The organism is Streptomyces sp. NPDC003697 (genome assembly GCF_053587115.1).
This window is the reverse complement of the sequence record NZ_JBSFNN010000008.1, coordinates 71,752-87,680: the sequence shown is the minus strand read 5'-3', so window position 1 is coordinate 87,680 and position 15,929 is coordinate 71,752. Positions and strand designations below refer to the sequence as shown.

Annotated in this window: 14 protein-coding genes and 1 pseudogene; 7 read left to right on the top strand and 8 right to left on the bottom strand. The window is 73.3% G+C overall.

The genetic code is table 11. The features are described from left to right. The first annotated feature begins 12 nt into the window (after positions 1–12). Positions 13–531: a hypothetical protein gene (locus ACWDNY_RS05485; protein ID WP_451644388.1), complete on the top strand. Its 519-nt coding sequence runs from the start codon at positions 13–15 to the stop codon at positions 529–531. Between the two features lie 61 nt (positions 532–592). Here the strand turns inward: ACWDNY_RS05485 and ACWDNY_RS05480 are convergent. Both ACWDNY_RS05480 and ACWDNY_RS05475 read right to left on the bottom strand, forming a co-directional pair. Next, positions 593–769, bottom strand: a pseudogene (locus tag ACWDNY_RS05480) (helix-turn-helix domain-containing protein); the annotation flags it as partial. A 194-nt stretch (positions 770–963) separates the two neighbouring features. After that, positions 964–2,019 carry a LacI family DNA-binding transcriptional regulator gene (locus ACWDNY_RS05475; RefSeq protein WP_451644387.1) on the bottom strand — a complete coding sequence of 352 codons (1,056 nt, stop codon included), beginning with the start codon at positions 2,017–2,019 and terminating at the stop codon, positions 964–966. Between the two features lie 373 nt (positions 2,020–2,392). On the opposite strand from ACWDNY_RS05475, the gene ACWDNY_RS05470 reads away from it, so the two are divergent. The 4 genes from ACWDNY_RS05470 to ACWDNY_RS05455 all read left to right on the top strand — a co-directional run bounded on the left by ACWDNY_RS05470 (position 2,393) and on the right by ACWDNY_RS05455 (position 7,271). Further along, positions 2,393–3,742 (top strand): ABC transporter substrate-binding protein, encoded by a 1,350-nt coding sequence (locus tag ACWDNY_RS05470; RefSeq protein ID WP_451644386.1) that lies wholly within the window; start codon positions 2,393–2,395, stop codon positions 3,740–3,742. A 5-nt stretch (positions 3,743–3,747) separates the two neighbouring features. Beyond that, on the top strand, positions 3,748–4,773 hold the full coding sequence (locus ACWDNY_RS05465; RefSeq protein WP_451644424.1) for a carbohydrate ABC transporter permease: 1,026 nt from the start codon (positions 3,748–3,750) through the stop codon (positions 4,771–4,773). An 11-nt stretch (positions 4,774–4,784) separates the two neighbouring features. Then, positions 4,785–5,690 carry a carbohydrate ABC transporter permease gene (locus tag ACWDNY_RS05460; protein ID WP_451644385.1) on the top strand — a complete coding sequence of 302 codons (906 nt, stop codon included), beginning with the start codon at positions 4,785–4,787 and terminating at the stop codon, positions 5,688–5,690. A 144-nt stretch (positions 5,691–5,834) separates the two neighbouring features. Further along, a complete protein-coding gene (locus tag ACWDNY_RS05455; protein ID WP_451644384.1) occupies positions 5,835–7,271 on the top strand; it encodes a GH1 family beta-glucosidase in 1,437 nt (478 codons plus the stop codon). Between the two features lie 229 nt (positions 7,272–7,500). On the opposite strand, the gene ACWDNY_RS05450 is transcribed toward ACWDNY_RS05455, so the two are convergent. The 3 genes from ACWDNY_RS05450 to ACWDNY_RS05440 all read right to left on the bottom strand — a co-directional run bounded on the left by ACWDNY_RS05450 (position 7,501) and on the right by ACWDNY_RS05440 (position 11,213). After that, positions 7,501–8,961 (bottom strand): glycoside hydrolase family 18 protein, encoded by a 1,461-nt coding sequence (locus ACWDNY_RS05450; RefSeq protein ID WP_451644423.1) that lies wholly within the window; start codon positions 8,959–8,961, stop codon positions 7,501–7,503. A gap of 162 nt (positions 8,962–9,123) precedes the next feature. After that, the gene (locus ACWDNY_RS05445) at positions 9,124–10,527 is read right to left on the bottom strand and encodes a sensor histidine kinase (protein WP_451644383.1); all 1,404 of its coding nucleotides are present in this window, start codon (positions 10,525–10,527) and stop codon (positions 9,124–9,126) included. Next, complete coding sequence (locus ACWDNY_RS05440) at positions 10,524–11,213, bottom strand: response regulator transcription factor (protein WP_451644382.1); 690 nt, start codon at positions 11,211–11,213, stop codon at positions 10,524–10,526. Before ACWDNY_RS05440 ends, ACWDNY_RS05445 begins: the two co-directional genes overlap by 4 nt. 118 nt (positions 11,214–11,331) lie before the next feature. Between ACWDNY_RS05440 and ACWDNY_RS05435 the strand changes: the two genes are divergently transcribed. Further along, positions 11,332–11,859 (top strand): hypothetical protein, encoded by a 528-nt coding sequence (locus ACWDNY_RS05435; RefSeq protein WP_451644381.1) that lies wholly within the window; start codon positions 11,332–11,334, stop codon positions 11,857–11,859. 201 nt (positions 11,860–12,060) lie between these two features. Here the strand turns inward: ACWDNY_RS05435 and ACWDNY_RS05430 are convergent, their stop codons facing one another. Together ACWDNY_RS05430 and ACWDNY_RS05425 are read right to left on the bottom strand one after the other, a co-directional pair. Beyond that, positions 12,061–12,930 carry a spermidine synthase gene (locus ACWDNY_RS05430; protein ID WP_451644380.1) on the bottom strand — a complete coding sequence of 290 codons (870 nt, stop codon included), beginning with the start codon at positions 12,928–12,930 and terminating at the stop codon, positions 12,061–12,063. 172 nt (positions 12,931–13,102) lie between these two features. Then, complete coding sequence (locus ACWDNY_RS05425; protein ID WP_451644379.1) at positions 13,103–13,543, bottom strand: hypothetical protein; 441 nt, start codon at positions 13,541–13,543, stop codon at positions 13,103–13,105. Between the two features lie 289 nt (positions 13,544–13,832). Between ACWDNY_RS05425 and ACWDNY_RS05420 the strand changes: the two genes are divergently transcribed. Further along, complete coding sequence (locus ACWDNY_RS05420) at positions 13,833–15,275, top strand: hypothetical protein (protein WP_451644378.1); 1,443 nt, start codon at positions 13,833–13,835, stop codon at positions 15,273–15,275. Positions 15,276–15,301: 26 nt separating this feature from the next. Here the strand turns inward: ACWDNY_RS05420 and ACWDNY_RS05415 are convergent, their stop codons facing one another. After that, positions 15,302–15,898 carry a histidine phosphatase family protein gene (locus ACWDNY_RS05415; RefSeq protein ID WP_451644377.1) on the bottom strand — a complete coding sequence of 199 codons (597 nt, stop codon included), beginning with the start codon at positions 15,896–15,898 and terminating at the stop codon, positions 15,302–15,304. Between the last annotated feature and the right edge of the window lie 31 nt (positions 15,899–15,929).

Below are 15,929 nucleotides of genomic sequence, written 5' to 3'. Positions count from 1 at the left end.
GAGGCATTACCCATGCCCGAGCCCCTGAGCCCGCCCCGCCCTGACGCGCCGTCGGCCGCCATGCTGCCGCTGCCCAGGACCGGCGGGCTCCTGCCCGAGCAGATCCGCGGCGCGGCCTGCGTGTGGTGCAAGGCGGAGCTGGACAACGGCACGGCCGTCGACCTCGGCGACGCCGTCGGCTTCCTGCAGGCAGCCGGTGAGATGTTCGACGCGGTGTACTCGGTGTACGGCGCGGCGTGGTTCGCCGACCCGGACCTACTGATGCCGGCCGTCCATGAGCGGCTGCGGCCGGGGGGCCGGCTGGTGTTCTCCCAGCGACCGCCGGTCGAAGGCTGCTACGGCTGCCAGGCCTCGTACATTCCGCGCGGGGTGGATGAGGATCCGCTCGTGGTGAAGCGGTGGGACTACGCGCCATCGACGTGGAAGCGTCTGCTCGCTGAGTACGGCTACCGGGACGTGCGCACGGTGGTGGTGCCGGCGCCGCCGGGCCCGCGTGAGGTGGGCACGCTCATCGTCGTGGCCCGCGCCTGACTGGTTGTGGCAGCCTGGCTCCCCGCTCGTCTGCTCTGCTGGGCCGGGTGGGCGGGGCCGTTCAGCGCACGAGGTACTCGAGCGGCACGCCGGTAGCGAAGGCGATGCGGATCAGGGTGTCCAGCTTCGGTGAGGCGTGCCCTTGCTCGATGCGGCTGTAGCTCGCCACGTCCACGCCGCTGCGGCTGCAGACCTCGAGCTGGGTGAGGTTGTGGTGCTCATGCACGCGGCGGATCTGCTCCCCTACCTGGCGACATCGTCGGCATCACCGCAGGTCACAATACGCTTTCAAGACAGGTTCAAGTCCCGTCACTCCCCCTCGTCCGAGAGGCCGATGATCCGCACGGTTCGGATCATCGGCCTCTCACGTGTGCGGCGTGCCCGGCGCTGGTGGGTGGGCCGGCGGGCGTCCGCTCGCCCCGGGGCCCCGGCTCAGGACGAGTCCCGCACGATCAGCTGCGTCGGCAGCACCGCGTGCGTGCGCTCCGTGCTCCGGGACGCCGCCGGGCGGCGGTCGGCGATCTCCCTCTGGAGCAGGTGGATCATCTCGCGGCCCATCTCCTGGATGGGCTGCCGGACGCTGGTCAGCGGCGGGTCCATGTGGCGGGCGATGGCGGAGTCGTCGTAGCCGACCAGGGCCACGTCGTCCGGGATGCGGTGGCCGGCCTCACGCAGCACCTGGCGGGCGCCTGCCGCCGTCACGTCCGAGGCGGCGAAGACCGCGTCCAGGTCGGGCCTGCGCCGCAGCAGTCGCGCCATCGCACGGCGGCCGCCCTCCTCGGTGAAGTCGCCGGGCTCGATCAGGAGGTCGTCCACCTCGTGGCCCGCCTCCAGCAGCGCGTCCCGGTAGCCGTCGACGCGGCGCTGGGCGCCGTACACGTCCAGCCGGCCGGTGATGTGGGCGATGCGGCGGCGGCCCCGTTCCATGAGGTGCTCCACCGCCGAGCGGGCGCCGCCGTAGTTGTCGGAGTCCACCGAGGCCAGCGTCTCCCGCGCCGACCTCGGACCGCTGATCACCGCGGGGATCTCCAGCTGGGCGAGCATGTCGGGCAGCGGGTCGTCGGCGTGCACCGACACCAGCAGGACGCCGTCGACCCGGTGCGCCGCCAGGTACTGGGCCAGCCGCTGCCGCTTGCGGTCACTGCCCGCGAAGGTCAGCAGCAGCTGCATCTGGGTGTCCGCCAGCTCGGCTCCGACTCCGCGCAGCATGTCCGAGAAGTAGGGCTCCGCGAAGAATCGGGTCTCCGGTTCCGGGACCACGAGCGCGATCGCGTCGGTGCGGTTGGCCGCCAGGGCCCGGGCCGCATTGTTGGGGACATAGCCGAGTTCGGCGACGGCCGCCTCGACCGCGGCGCGTGTGGCGTCACTGACCCGGGGCGAGCCGTTGATCACGCGTGAGACGGTGCCGCGCCCCACACCGGCGCGTGCGGCGACCTCTTCGAGGGTCGGCCGACCACCGCTTCGGCCCCGCACTCCGTGGCTTGCCATCGGGCCCCACCTCCCACCGTCGTCATGCCTCTGGCCTTGGAATCTAACAGTCCCACCGGCACGGGAACCGTCCTCGGGGGCCGCCCGGGCCGGCCCCCCTCCCGACCCCTCCTGGCCCGCGGTCCGCCCCGGTCCCGGAAGGCCTCAACTCCCGCCAGTTAACGGCCCGATAACTCCGCACACCTCGCGACGCGCACTCCCTTGACACCCCCGCCCGAACCGGCGACCCTTCAACTCATCACTAGTGGGAGCGCTCCCACGGTACCTGACCCGTACACAACCCGCACGTTCCCCGCCCGAGCCGCAGCGAAAACATACGGGCCTGCCTGCACATGGCCGGGGGGTCGGCACGTCAGGGCAACAGGAGGACGCAATGCGAGCACGTACCCTCCCCCCTTCTCGGCTCGGCTCGAGCGGGGGGACCGCAATCGGCCGCAGGGCGGTGGTCCTGGCGGCGGTCACGACGCTGGGCGCCGGGCTGCTGGCCGGCTGTGCCGACGACGGCAAGGACTCGTCCGACTCGTCCGGCGGCGGCAAGACCACCATCACGCTGGGCCTCTTCGGCACCCAGGGCTTCAAGGAGGCCGGCCTCTACGCCGAGTACCAGAAGCTGCACCCCGAGATCAAGATCCAGGAGAACGTCACCGAACGCAACGAGAACTACTACCCGGCGCTCGTCAACCACCTCACCACCAACAGCGGTCTGATGGACGTCCAGGCCGTCGAAGTCGGCAACATCGCCGAGGTGGTCCAGACCCAGGCGGACAAGCTCCGGGACCTGTCCAAGGTTTCGGGCGTGAACAAGAGCAGCTGGCTGGACTGGAAGTGGCAGCAGGCCACCACCAAGGACGGCCGGACCGTCGGCCTCGGCACCGACATCGGCCCGATGGCGATCTGCTACCGCAAGGACCTCTTCGAGAAGGCGGGCCTGCCCGGCGACCGCGCCCAGGTCGGCCGGCTGTGGGCGGGCGACTGGAGCAAGCTCGTCGACACGGGCCGGCAGTACGAGAAGAAGGCGCCCGGCGGCACCTACTTCATGGACTCCCCCGGCGGTCTGCTCAACGCCATCCTCGGCAGCGAGAAGGAGAAGTTCTACGACGCCTCGGGCAAGGTCGTCTACAAGACCAACCCGGCCGTCAGGAAGGCCTTCGACCTGACCGCCTCGGCCGCCGAGGACGGACTGGTCGGCTCCCAGACGCAGTTCCAGCCGACCTGGGACCAGACCATCGCCAACAGCAAGTTCGCCGCCGTCGCCTGTCCGCCCTGGATGCTCGGCTACCTCAAGGGCAAGTCGAAGCCGCAGGACGCGGGCAAGTGGGACGTCGCCCCCGCGCCGAAGGCCGGCAACTGGGGCGGCACCTTCCTCGCGGTGCCCAGGAACGGCAAGCACGTCAAGGAGGCGGAGGAGCTGGTCGCCTGGCTGACCGCGCCGAAGCAGCAGGCCAAGCTGTTCGCCGTCCAGGGCAGTTTCCCGAGCGCCCCGGCCGCCTACGAGATGCCCGAGGTCAAGGACGCGAAGAACGCGATGACCGGTGACGCGCCGATCGGCGAGATATTCGCCCAGGCCGCCAAGTCCATCCCGCTGCAGGCCATCGGTCCGAAGGACCAGATCATCGGGGCCGGCCTCGGTGACAACGGCGTCGTCCTCGTGACGAAGGGCAAGTCGCCCGAGGAGGCCTGGAAGACGGCGACGAAGACGATCGACAACAACCTGGAGAAGTGACCGGCATGTCACCCCGGCACGACACCGCCGCGCCCCCCGTCAAGGACGGGGGCGCGGCCCCGGTCCGCGGTCCCGCCGCGCCCGCCGCGCAGGCGCAGGCGCAGACGGAGGCGAAGCGCCGGGCCCGGCTGTCCCGCCGCTGGCAGCGGGACATGCGCTGGAGCCCCTACGCGTTCGTCTCCCCCTTCTTCCTGTTCTTCGTGGCGTTCGGCCTGTTCCCGCTGGTGTACACCGGCTGGGCCTCGCTCCACACGGTGGAGCTGACCGCGCCCACCGACATGGAGTGGGCGGGTCTGCGCAACTACACCCGGATCTTCGACGACGACTTCTTCTGGAACGCCGCGAAGAACACCCTGACCATCGGGATCATCTCGACGGTGCCGCAGTTGATGATGGCGATGGGCCTGGCGCACATCCTCAACTACAAGCTGCGCGGCTCCACCTTCTACCGGGTCGCGATGCTCAGCCCGTACGCGACCTCGATCGCCGCCGCCTCCCTGGTCTTCGTGCTGCTGTTCGGCCGTGACTACGGAATGATCAACTGGGCGCTGCACTTCGCCGGTGTCGACCCCGTCGACTGGCAGAACGACAAGTGGCCGTCGCAGATCGCGGTGTCCTCCATCGTCATCTGGCGCTGGACCGGCTACAACGCGCTCATCTACCTGGCGGCCATGCAGGCGATCCCGCAGGACCTGTACGAGTCGGCGGCGCTGGACGGCGCCAACCGCTGGCGGCAGTTCGTGCACGTGACGCTGCCGCAGCTGCGCCCGACGATCCTGTTCACCACCGTGGTGTCGACGATCGGCGCGAGCCAGCTCTTCGGCGAGCCGCTGCTGTTCGACTCCATCAAGGGCGCCTCGGGCGGTGCCAACCACCAGTTCCAGACGCTGGGCGTCTACCTGTACGAGCAGGGCTGGGTCAACCAGCACCTGGGCCGCGCCTCCGCGATCGCCTGGACGATGTTCCTGATCCTCATCCTGATCGGGGTCGTCAACTACGTCATCTCGCGCCGGCTGCGCGCCAGTAGTTAGGAGAACCGGCCGTGACGACGACCCTGACCGATCCCGCCGCCCAGGCGCCGCCCGGAGCCAAGCGTGTCCGGCGGCCCAAGTCGGCCCGCGCCGGCGGGCAGATGCACGCCGGCCCCATCGCCTACGTCATCCTGGTGCTGTTCACCATCGGCTCGCTGTTCCCGCTGGTGTGGAGCGCGATCGCCGCCTCCCGCGACAACACCAGACTGGCGCAGACACCACCGCCGTTCTGGTTCGGCTCGAACCTCGCGCACAACCTCCAGGTGGCCTGGACAGAGGCCAACCTGGGCGAGGCGTTCTTCAACACCACCGTCGTGGCGGGGATCTCGGCCGCCACGATCGTCTTCCTGTCGACCATCGCCGGGTTCGCCTTCGCCAAGCTGCGCTTCAAGGGCAGGGGCGCCCTGATGCTGGTCGTGATCGGCACGATGATGGTGCCGCCGCAGCTCAGCGTCATCCCGCTGTACATGGCGGTGGCCAAGCTGGACTGGACCGACCAGCTGCAGGCCGTGATCCTGCCCTCGCTGGTCAGCGCGTTCGGTGTGTTCTTCATGCGGCAGTACCTGCTGCAGGCGCTGCCGGACGAGATCATCGAGGCCGCGCGGGTGGACGGCGCGAGCAGCTGGCGCGTGGTGTGGCACGTGGTGTTCCCGGCGGCGCGGCCGGCGATGGCCGTGCTGGGAATGCTGATGTTCGTGCAGACGTGGAACGACTTCCTGTGGCCGTTCCTGGTGCTGACCCAGACCGGCAGCCCGACGGTGCAGGTCGCCGTCGCGGGCCTGGGCCGCGGGTACACCCCGGACCAGTCGCTGATCATGGCGGGCGCGCTGCTCGGTACGCTGCCGTTGCTGCTGATCTTCGCGGTCTTCGGCAGGCAGATCGTGGGCGGCATCATGCAGGGCGCGGTCAAGGGCTGACCCGCCCGGGGTCTCCCTTCCGCACGCCGGGGCGCGCACACGCCCGCGTGTGCCGCCGCGGGGCCGGGTCACCGCTGCCCCGGCCCTCGCGGCCCTCCCCCGTCTCCTCTCCGTTTCTCGACGACCTCTTATGGGAGCGCTTCCATGTCTGAGTCCGCACAGTCGGCGACCCCGGTGACCTTTCCCCCCGCCTTTCTCTGGGGTGCGGCCACCTCCGCGTACCAGATCGAGGGGGCGGTGCGGGAGGGCGGCCGAACGCCGTCGATCTGGGACACCTTCAGCCATACGCCGGGCAGGACGGCCGGCGGCGACACCGGTGACATCGCCGTCGACCACTACCACCGCTACCGCGAGGACGTCGCGCTGATGGCGGAGCTGGGCCTGAACGCCTACCGCTTCTCCGTCTCCTGGTCGCGGGTGCAGCCCACCGGCCGGGGCCCGGCCGTGCAGGTGGGCCTGGACTTCTACCGGCGGCTGGTGGACGAGCTGCTGGCCCACGGGATCAGGCCCGCGATCACCCTCTACCACTGGGACCTGCCGCAGGAGCTGGAGGACGCGGGCGGCTGGCCGGAGCGCGAGACCGCGTTGCGCTTCGCCGAGTACGCGCACATCGTGGGCGAGGCGCTGGGCGACCGGGTGGAGCAGTGGATCACCCTCAACGAGCCGTGGTGCAGCGCCTTCCTGGGCTACGGCTCCGGGGTGCACGCCCCCGGCCGCACCGACCAGGCGGCCTCGCTGCGCGCGGCGCACCATCTGAACCTGGCGCACGGTCTGGGCGTCCAGGCGCTGCGCTCGGTGATGCCGTCCCGCAACTCCGTCGCCGTCAGCCTGAACTCCTCGGTGGTCAGGCCGCTGTCGCAGGAACCGGCGGACCTGGCGGCCGCCCGGCGGATCGACGACCTCGCCAACGGCGTGTTCCACGGTCCGATGCTGCACGGGGCGTACCCGGCGACCCTGCTGGAGGCGACCTCGACGGTCACGGACTGGTCCTTCGTCCTCGACGGCGACCTGCGGGCCGTCCACCAGCCGCTGGACGCCCTGGGCCTCAACTACTACACCCCGACGCTGGTGTCGGCGGCCGGCGCGGCGCCCTCGGGCCCGCGCGTGGACGGCCACGGAGCCAGCTTCTTCTCACCCTGGCCGGGCGCGGACGACGTGGCGTTCCACCAGACGCCGGGCGAGCGCACGGAGATGGGCTGGACCATCGACCCGGCGGGCCTGCACGAGCTGATCATGCGCTACACGCGGGAGGCGCCCGGACTGCCGGTCCACATCACGGAGAACGGCGCGGCCTACGAGGACAAGGTGGACTCCGACGGCCACGTGCACGACCCGGAGCGCATCGCCTACCTGCACGCCCACCTCTCGGCGGTGCACCGGGCCATCGAGGACGGGGCGGACGTCCGGGGCTACTTCCTGTGGTCCCTGATGGACAACTTCGAGTGGGCCTACGGCTACGCCAAGCGGTTCGGCGCGGTGTACGTGGACTACGCGACCCTGGAGCGGACGCCGAAGTCGAGCGCGCGGTGGTACGGGCAGGCGGCGCGGACGGGCACGCTGCCGGAGGTGCCGGCCGTCTGATCCGGCCGGGGCACGACGTTCCGGGGGGATGCCGTGCCCCGTGCCGAGCACGCGCCCGCCTGGACCGGATGCGAGGCGGGATCGACGCCCACGAGGCACTGGCCGTGAGCGTGGACCTGCGGGAGGCCCGAGCGGCGCGGATGCGTTCGCCGGGGCCGGCGCCGGACCCGGTCCGGGAGCCGCGGCGGCCCACCGCCTCCTCGTCCGGACCCGGCGCCGGCCAGGGGGCCTAGCGGTAGGCGCCGAACGCCTTCGAGAAGGCGAACGGGTCCTGGACGATGGAGCTGCATGTGGCGTCCGCGGTGGGCCTGGCGCCGCCCGCGCACGGCTTGTCCCGGGTCGCGGACCACATCGACAGCCCGCCCAGGCCCTTGGACCTGGCGAAGTCCACGAGCTGGGTGGCGTCGTCGACCTTGAAGACCTCCGACGAGACGTCGTTGACGCCGATCATCGGGGTGACCGCGACCGTCTTCCAGGCCGCGCTGTCGGACAGGGCGAGGACACTCTTGATCTGGGCCTGGGTGGCGGTGGCGGCCTGCTCGGCGTAGGTGCCCATGTCGCCGCTGTACGAGGCGCCGTAGTCCATCGCCATGATGTTGACGGTGGAGATCCTCACGCCGTTGGACCTGGCGTCCGCCAGCAGGTTCACACCGTCCTGGGTCAGGCCCTCGGGCATGACCGGGAGGGTGAAGGAGACGTCCAGGCCCGGGTGCTGCTGCTGGAGCCTGGCGATCGCCTGCGCGCGGCGGGTGTTCGCGGCCGTGTTCGGCAGCGCGCCGCCCTCGACGTCGAAGTCGACCTTGGTCAGCTTGAAGGCGTCCACGGCCTTGGCGTACGCGGCGGCCAGCGCGTCGGCCGAGGAGCAGGCGGTGGCCAGTTCCGAACCGGACGCGCCGCCGAAGGAGACCCGCACGTCGCCCCCCTCGGCGCGCAGCGCGCCGATCTGGGCCGCCACCGCGTCGCTCGTCAGGTCGGTCACGCCGCCCCACTTCGGGGTGCAGCCGCCGCCGTCGGTGACGAAGGCGAGCGTGTAGTTCTTCACGCCGGTCGCCGCCGCGCTCGCCAGCAGGTCGAAGGCCGGGGAGAGAGAAGTGTCGACGTAGGGCGCGAAGCCGGCGCTCGCGGTCGTGCCGGTGCCGGGGCTCTGCGAGGCGGACGGGGATGGTGCCGGGGAGCCGGCCGGCGAGGGGGACCGGGTGGCGGTGGGGGCCGGCGCCGGGGTCGCGGGCCGGGTCGGGCGGCCGCTCGGCTCCGGGGTCGCGCCGCCGTCCGCGGAGCAGGCGGCGTCGTCGATACGGCAACCGGTGGGGTCGCCGGCGCCGTTGACGACGAAGCCGACGGTCACCGACTTGCCGGGGGCCAGACCGCCGGCGTCCCACCGGGCGGGCCGCACCGTGACGTGCCGGCCGCTGACGCTCGACTCGGCGTTCCACAGCGAGCCGAGCCTCGCGCCGTCGGGCAGGTCGAACTCCAGTGTCCAGTCCTTGTCCGTCTCGGTGCTGTTGTTGGTCACGACGTACTGGGCGGTGTACCCCGTCGACCAGTCGCTGGTCCTGGTGTACGCGGCGCCGACGCCGGCGGCCTGGGCGATCCCGGTGAACAGCAGGGCGCCGCCCCCGGCCACGGCCGCGGCGACCAGACCGCCTATCGCCTTGTTCCTGCCACTGACCTTGCGCCGGTGCGTGCTCATCGCGTGCCTGCCTTCGCTGTTCACGGGTTCACGGTGCGTCCCGCGACAGCGCTGCGGGCACCGTGGCGGTGCCGGGCGGGTGGGGGACGCGGCAGCACGCTAGCGATCCGGAACCAGGCAAATACCTCGATCGGTACGGCCGTTGAGGATCTTAGGGTCCGCTTAAGGGAGGGATCGGGACCGGTTAAAGGTCGCCACCAGCCGGCCCGGCCGGCGCCGCCGCACGCTGCCGCGGTGCCCCTTGCGCACCGGCTGCCGCCCGTCGAGCTGGATCCAGATCCGCACCTCCGTGCCCCCGAGCACCGAGGAGCCGATGCGCACGTCGCCGCCGGTCGACTCCGCCAGACGCCGCACGATGTCCAGGCCGAGTCCCGTGGACCCGGCCGTGCCCGAGCCCCGGCCGCGCGCCATGGCCGTCTCGGGGTCCGGTATGCCGGGACCCGCATCGGAGACCAGCATGATCACCGCGTCCTCGCCGTTGTGCACGTCGACCGCGAAGGCGGTGCCCTCCGGGGTGTGCCGGAAGACGTTGCCGAGGAGGGCGTCCAGCGCGGCGGCGAGGTCGGCCCGGGCCACGGGTATGCGCACCGGCCGCCCCACCCCGGCCAGCCGCCACTTGCGTCCCTCGTCCTCGGCGAGCGCGGACCAGAACTCCATCCGCTCCCGTACGACTTCCGCCGCGTCGCATCCGGCGCCGGGCCCGGCGGCGGCGGTCTGCGGTTTGGCCTCCCGGGCCGTGCGGATGATGGTGTCGACCTCGCGCTCCAGCTGGGCGACCGCGGCCCGGGTCTGCTCGGCGGCCGGTCCGTCGCCGAGCGAGGCGGTGTTGAGCCGCAGCACGGTCAGGGGCGTCCGCAGCCGGTGGGACAGGTCGGCGGCCAGCTCCCGCTCGTTCGCCAGGAGCTGGACGACCTGGTCGGCCATCGAGTTGAACGCGACGGCGGCCAGCCGCAGTTCGTTCGGCCCCTCCTCGGGCACCCGCGCGCCGAGCTTGCCCTCGCCCAGTTCGTGCGCGCCCTCGACGAGCCGCTGAGCCGGCTGCACCATCCGCACCCCCAGCCGGTCGGCGACGGCCACCGAGCCGACGACGAGAGCCGCGCCGACCGCGGCCAGCACCGCCCAGGCGGTTCCCACGCCGTTGCTGACCTCGGCCTCGGGGACGTAGACCTCGACGATCGCGATGGCACCGGAGCTCAGGGCGACGGGCTGGAGCAGCGCGGAACCGCCGGGCACCTCGGTGGTGGAGGCGCGGCCCAGTTCCCGCACGGTGGCGATGTCCTCGTCCGCGGTACGGCGGCGGCCGATGTCGACGGCCGGCCTGCCGTCGGCCGCGGGGAGGTGCACCGCCACCCCGGCGTCCGAGCCCGCCGAGGCGACCACCCGTTCCAGCTGGTCGCGGTCGGTCGTGATGGACAGCGCGGGGGCGACCGCGGCCGCCTGGCGCTCGGCGTTGGAGAACGCGCGGTCCCGGGCCATCTCCTGGACGACCAGCCCGAGCGGGACGGCGAAAGCGACCACCACCATCGTGGTGACCGCCAGGCAGACCTTGACCAGCGCCCACCTCATCGCGGCGGCTCCAGCTTCACACCGACGCCCCGCAGGGTGTGCAGATAGCGCGGCCGGGCCGCCGTCTCGCCCAGCTTCCGGCGCAGCCACGACAGATGGACGTCGATGGTCTGGTCGTCGCCGTACGACTGCTGCCACACCTCGGCCAGCAGCTCCTTGCGCGGGACGACGACCCCGGGCCGGCCCGCCAGGAAGGCCAGCAGGTCGAACTCTCGGCGCGTCAGGTCCAGCCGGGCGCCGTCGAGTTCGGCCTGGCGGCGCAGCGGGTCGACGGTCAGGCCGCCGACGCGCAGCACGGTGGACGGCGGTGCCTCCCCCGCGCCGGAACGGGCACGGCGCAGGACGGCGGCCATGCGCGCGGACAGGTGCTCGACCGAGAAGGGTTTCGTCAGGTAGTCGTCCGCCCCGGCGTTCAACAGCCGGACGATCTCGGCCTCGTCGTCGCGCGCGGTGGCGATGATGACCGGGACGTCGGTGATGCCGCGCAGCATCTTCAGCGCCTCGGACCCGTCGAGATCGGGCAGTCCGAGGTCGAGGACGACCACGTCGAAGCGGAGCTGGGCGACCTCGCGCAGCGCCTCCAGCGCCGTGCCGACGCTGCGCACGGTGTGCGAGGCGTCGGTCAGGTGCCGGATGAGCGCCGAGCGTACGAACTGGTCGTCCTCGACCACGAGTACACGTGCCATGCGCCGCAACCTACGCCATGCGGGCGCGGCCGGTGCGGGCCTGTGGACAACCGGGCGGCGGACCTCCCGGCAGGATTCGGGGCGACACCGATGGGACGGGTGGGGCAGGATGGCCGCGATGCGCAGAGGACTCGTACACGTACTGGCCTGGTCGCTGGCGACGGGCGCGGCGGTCACGCTGTCGTGGTGGGGCGTGCACACCGTCATGGCGGGCACCGCGTACGACCCGCCCCGCGCCCTGCCCATCACCGCGGCCGGCGCCACCGCGTGGGAGTCGCCCCCGTCGGTCTCCTCCACCCACCGGCCGCCGCCCGCAACCAGCCCGTCGGCGCGGCCGAGTCCGCGATCCCGCACCCCGGTCCCGGTGCGCTCGACGCCGGCGGGCACCGCCCCGGCCGCCCCGTCGCCGTCGCCCACGGCCTCCGGCCGCGTCAAGAGCTACGACACCCCCGGCGGCCGGGCCGTCTTCGAACTCGGGGCGTCCTCCGCGTCCCTGGTCTCGGCGACACCGGGCACCGGCTGGTCGATGCAGGTGTGGAAGACGCAGACGTGGATCCGTGTGGAGTTCACCTCGGGCACGGACCGGGTGTCGGTCATCTGCGCCTGGCACGACGGGCCGCCGCACGTCGAAGTCGGCAGCTACTGAACGGACGCGGACGGCGCCCGTGAACGGACGTGGACCGCGCCGCCAACGGACGCGGACGGCGCCCGGGTCCAGCGCACGCCTCGTCCGCGCCGTCGCGCCGCCGCCGTCCCGGACCCCACCGCGCGGACTCGCATCCGGCGGCTCACACCCGACGGCCCGCATCCGGCGGCCCGCCGCACGGCGGGTGGCCCGGCGTGCCCGTCAGCGGAAGGCGGACGGGGGAGGCGCGGGCGAGTCGACGGCGGACGCGTCCGTCACAGGGGCCGCGCCGCCGGTGAAGTCGGTGAGCGCTCTGCCGTGCTCGACCCGGGCCGGGTGCGGGTCGGAGGCGGCCCGGCGGGTCAGCTCGGCCACCGGCAGCGGGCGGTCGGAGGCGGCCAGCACCGCGTTGCCGAAGCGCCTGCCGCGCAGCACGGCCGGGTCGGCGACCAGCGCCAGTTCCGCGAAGCGGACCGCGGCGGTGGCGATCTGGCCGCGCAGGTGGGCGAGCGGCGGGCCGTCGGTGAGGTTGGCGGCGTAGACACCGCCGGGCTTCAGGGCCCTGCGGACCTCGTCCAGGAACTCCGTCGAGGTGAGGTGGGCCGGGGTGCGGGCCCCGCTGAACACGTCGGCGACGACCAGGTCCGCCCAGCCGTCCGGCACCTTCGCGAGCCCTTCACGGGCGTCCGCGGAACGCACCCGGATCCGCGCGCTGTGGTCCAGCGGCAGTGCGCGGCGCACCAGTTGGACGAGTGCGGCGTCGCGCTCGACGACCTGCTGGGTGGATCGGGGCCGGGTGGCGGCGACGTACCGGGCGAGGGTGAACGCCCCGCCGCCGAGGTGCACGGCGTGCACGGGTCTGCCGGCGGGGGCGGCGAGGTCGATGACGTGACCCAGCCGCCGCTGGTACTCGAAGGAGAGGTGTGCCGGGTCGTCGAGGTCGACGTGGGACTGCGGCGCCCCGTCGATCGTCAGGGTCCAGGCCCGGGCCCGGTCGCGGTCGGGTATGAGTTCGGCGACCCCGCCGTCGACCTGCTCGACGACCGGCTCGGCGGACTCCCGGCCGCGCCGGGCGTTCCTGGACTTTCCCATACGGCCATTGTCGCAAGCGGGGGGCGGGGCTCCCGCGGCCCGGCCGATCCCCCGGCCGGACCGTGCGCCGCCGACCGCGGGCCGGACCGTGCACGGCCGGGCCGCGGGCCGCACCGTGCGCCGCCGGGTCGCGGACCCGCAGTGCGCGCCGCCGTGCGGGTCCGCCCCGGGATCAGGAGCAGCTGTCCGCCGCCTCGATCAGCCGTGCCGCCTCGCCCAGCGCCCGGCGCAGCACCGTCGGGTCCGTCGCCGGGTCCGCCTCGCCGGGCGGGACCAGCCAGTCCGAGCCGTCCGTCAGGGGCTCCGGCGCCAGCCGCAGGCCCCGTCCGTCCGTCTGCGTACAGGTGCTGCCCGGCACGTCCCAGCCCGCGGCCGTCCCCGCCGGCACGACGAACCCCAGCGTGTCGCCCCCGTCGTCGTGGAGCACCGGCCCGACGGCGTCGCCCACGGCGCGGCGCAGGATGTCGACGGCCTCCAGACCCTGCCGCGCCGGCACGGTCACCAGGTCGCACGCGGGGTCCGGCCGCGACGGGCCGCCGCCCGGCGGAGCCACCGCGACTGCCGCCGGCGTGGGCGGAGTACCGCAAGGATCGATGCTCTGGTCGGTCGCCATCCCGGCCTCCACCACGGAGAATCCCTCCTCGAGAACCAGCGGGCGGGAGTCGGGCGGCTCCCGGCCCACAGGTCCAACGCGCCGCGACGTCAACGGCAACGCCGGAATTGCGCCGCAAAGGATGGCAGTTCATGGCAGATCGCGGAGGTCATATCCGTTTTGTGGCCAAACCTCGCATGGCGGCCGGTGCGCACCCGGTACGTTCTTGCTCGCCGGAACCAGGGAGGCACTTCGGACAACTCGTCCTGAGTCCGGCATGGTTCGACGGTTCGCACGAGAGGACCCGGCCATGGCGTCGTCAACGGTGACTGCGTCCCAGTTCCCACGGCCACTGCGGCCAAACCTCGCCTTCCGGCGGCTGCGCGGTCAGCGGTCGCCGGCGGAGTTCGCCGCGGCGGTGCGCCGGGCCGCGCGCGAGATCGGGGAGCGGGTCAGCTGCGACGCGCGCTACATCGGCCGGGTGGAGGCGGGCGAGATCCGCTGCCCCAACTACGCCTACGAGCGGGTGTTCCTGCACATGTTCCCCGGGCGGACGCTCGCCGACCTGGGGTTCGCGCCCCGCTCGTCCGTCCGCGGACGCGGGGCGCGCGCCGTCGAGGACGCGCCGCCGGCGTACCCCGGGAGCCATGCGTACGCCCCGCATGAAACGCGGGACACGCGCGATCCGTACGACACGCACGACCCGTACCACCCGCACGAAGACCACGAGGAGAGCGACGTGCTGCGTCGCGCATTCATGACCTGCGGGGGCACCACGGTGGCCGCCGCCTCGCTGGGCCCCCTGGGGCTCGCCCACGACGCCCGGGCCGCGGACCGTCCCGTCCGCCGCCCCGGAGCGGGCGAGGCGGGCGCCGTCGAAGAGGCCGTCCGCCGGATCCGGCTGCTCGACGACCGGCACGGCGCCGACGGCCTCTACCGGCGCGCGGCGGCCCCGCTGCGCGCCGCGTACGCACTGCTCGACGCCGGGGCGACCCGGCAGGCCACGGCCGATCGGCTGCACTCCGGCGCCGGTGAACTGGCCCTGTCCGTCGGCTGGCTGGCCCACGACTCCGGACGCTTCGACGACGCCCGCTCGCACTACGCGGAGGCGCTGGCCACCGCGCGGACGACGGGGGACGCGGCCCTGGAGGCGCACGCGTTCTCCAACACGGCGTTCCTCGCGCGGGACGCCGGCCGGCCGCGGGAGGCGGTGCGGGCGGCGCAGGCCGCCCAGCGCGCCGGGCGCACGCAGGGCTCCGCGCGTCTGATGTCGCTGCTGGCGCTGCGGGAGGCGGGCGGCTGGGCCGGGCTCGCGGACCGCACCGCGTGCGCGCAGGCGCTCGCCCGCGCGCAGGCGCTCTTCGAGCGGGGCCCGTCGGACGCCGACCCGGAGTGGATGAGCTTCTACGGCGAGGCCGAACTCGAGGGCCTGGAGGCCCAGTGCTGGTCGACGCTCGGCGACTGGCCGCGCGCCGCCCGGCACGCGCGGCGGGCCACGCATCTGCAGGACCCGCACTTCGCACGGAACACCGCGCTCTACACCGCGGAGCTGGCGGACGACCTGGCCCGCGGCGGACGTCCCGACGAGGCGGCGGCGGCCGGGATGCGCGTGCTGGACCTGCTGGACCAGGTCCAGTCGTCACGGATCCGGACCATGCTGGCGGGCACGGCCCGGGTGCTGCTGCCGCACCGGCGGGCGTCGGGGGTGTCGGCGTTCCTGGAGCGGCACGCGGGCCGGCCGCGGTCGGTGTGAGCGCGGGCCGGCCGCGCCCCGGGCCGCTACGCGGTCAGGTGCCCCAGATCGTTCCAGCTTTCGATCGCCGGTTCCCCGTACGCCCAGCCCAGCACCGACAGCGACGTCGGGTTCAGCCGGATGCGCGCCGCGAAGTCGACCGGCAGGCCCAGCCAGCGGGCGCCGATCGACCGCAGGATGTGCCCGTGTGCGAAGACCAGTACGTCGCGGTCCTGGGCACGCGCCCACGCCACCACCTCGTCGGCCCGCGCGGTCACGTCGGCGGGCGTCTCGCCCTCCGGCACACCGTCGCGCCAGATGAGCCAGCCCGGCCGGCGCGCCTGTATCTCCCCGGGCGTCAGGCCCTCGTAGGCGCCGTAGTCCCATTCCATCAGCGTGTCCCAGTGCGTGGCGCGGTCGCCGAAGCCGGCGAGCTCGCACGTCTCCCGCGCGCGGGACAGCGGGCTGGTGCGGACCTCCACACCGGGCAGGCCGTCGAACGGTGCCCGGCGCAGCCTCTCGCCGAGCAGCTTGGCGCCGTGCCGGCCCTCCTCGAGCAGGGGGACGTCGGTCCTGCCGGTGTGCTTGCCGGACAGCGACCACTGCGTCTGTCCGTGCCGGGCCAGCAGGATGCGCGGTGCCATGAGGAGCCTTTCGCAAGTGAGGACGAACCGG

What these genes read in the sequence shown, in the direction of transcription:
- ACWDNY_RS05455 (WP_451644384.1), top strand. Translation starts at nt 5,835, where the DNA reads ATGTCTGAGTCCGCACAGTCGGCGACCCCGGTGACCTTTCCCCCCGCC.
- ACWDNY_RS05425 (WP_451644379.1), bottom strand. Translation starts at nt 13,543, where the DNA reads ATGGCGACCGACCAGAGCATCGATCCTTGCGGTACTCCGCCCACGCCG.
- ACWDNY_RS05415 (WP_451644377.1), bottom strand. Translation starts at nt 15,898, where the DNA reads ATGGCACCGCGCATCCTGCTGGCCCGGCACGGACAGACGCAGTGGTCG.
- ACWDNY_RS05475 (WP_451644387.1), bottom strand. Translation starts at nt 2,019, where the DNA reads ATGGCAAGCCACGGAGTGCGGGGCCGAAGCGGTGGTCGGCCGACCCTC.
- ACWDNY_RS05420 (WP_451644378.1), top strand. Translation starts at nt 13,833, where the DNA reads ATGGCGTCGTCAACGGTGACTGCGTCCCAGTTCCCACGGCCACTGCGG.
- ACWDNY_RS05485 (WP_451644388.1), top strand. Translation starts at nt 13, where the DNA reads ATGCCCGAGCCCCTGAGCCCGCCCCGCCCTGACGCGCCGTCGGCCGCC.
- ACWDNY_RS05430 (WP_451644380.1), bottom strand. Translation starts at nt 12,930, where the DNA reads ATGGGAAAGTCCAGGAACGCCCGGCGCGGCCGGGAGTCCGCCGAGCCG.
- ACWDNY_RS05445 (WP_451644383.1), bottom strand. Translation starts at nt 10,527, where the DNA reads ATGAGGTGGGCGCTGGTCAAGGTCTGCCTGGCGGTCACCACGATGGTG.
- ACWDNY_RS05440 (WP_451644382.1), bottom strand. Translation starts at nt 11,213, where the DNA reads ATGGCACGTGTACTCGTGGTCGAGGACGACCAGTTCGTACGCTCGGCG.
- ACWDNY_RS05465 (WP_451644424.1), top strand. Translation starts at nt 3,748, where the DNA reads ATGTCACCCCGGCACGACACCGCCGCGCCCCCCGTCAAGGACGGGGGC.
- ACWDNY_RS05435 (WP_451644381.1), top strand. Translation starts at nt 11,332, where the DNA reads ATGCGCAGAGGACTCGTACACGTACTGGCCTGGTCGCTGGCGACGGGC.
- ACWDNY_RS05470 (WP_451644386.1), top strand. Translation starts at nt 2,393, where the DNA reads ATGCGAGCACGTACCCTCCCCCCTTCTCGGCTCGGCTCGAGCGGGGGG.
- ACWDNY_RS05450 (WP_451644423.1), bottom strand. Translation starts at nt 8,961, where the DNA reads ATGAGCACGCACCGGCGCAAGGTCAGTGGCAGGAACAAGGCGATAGGC.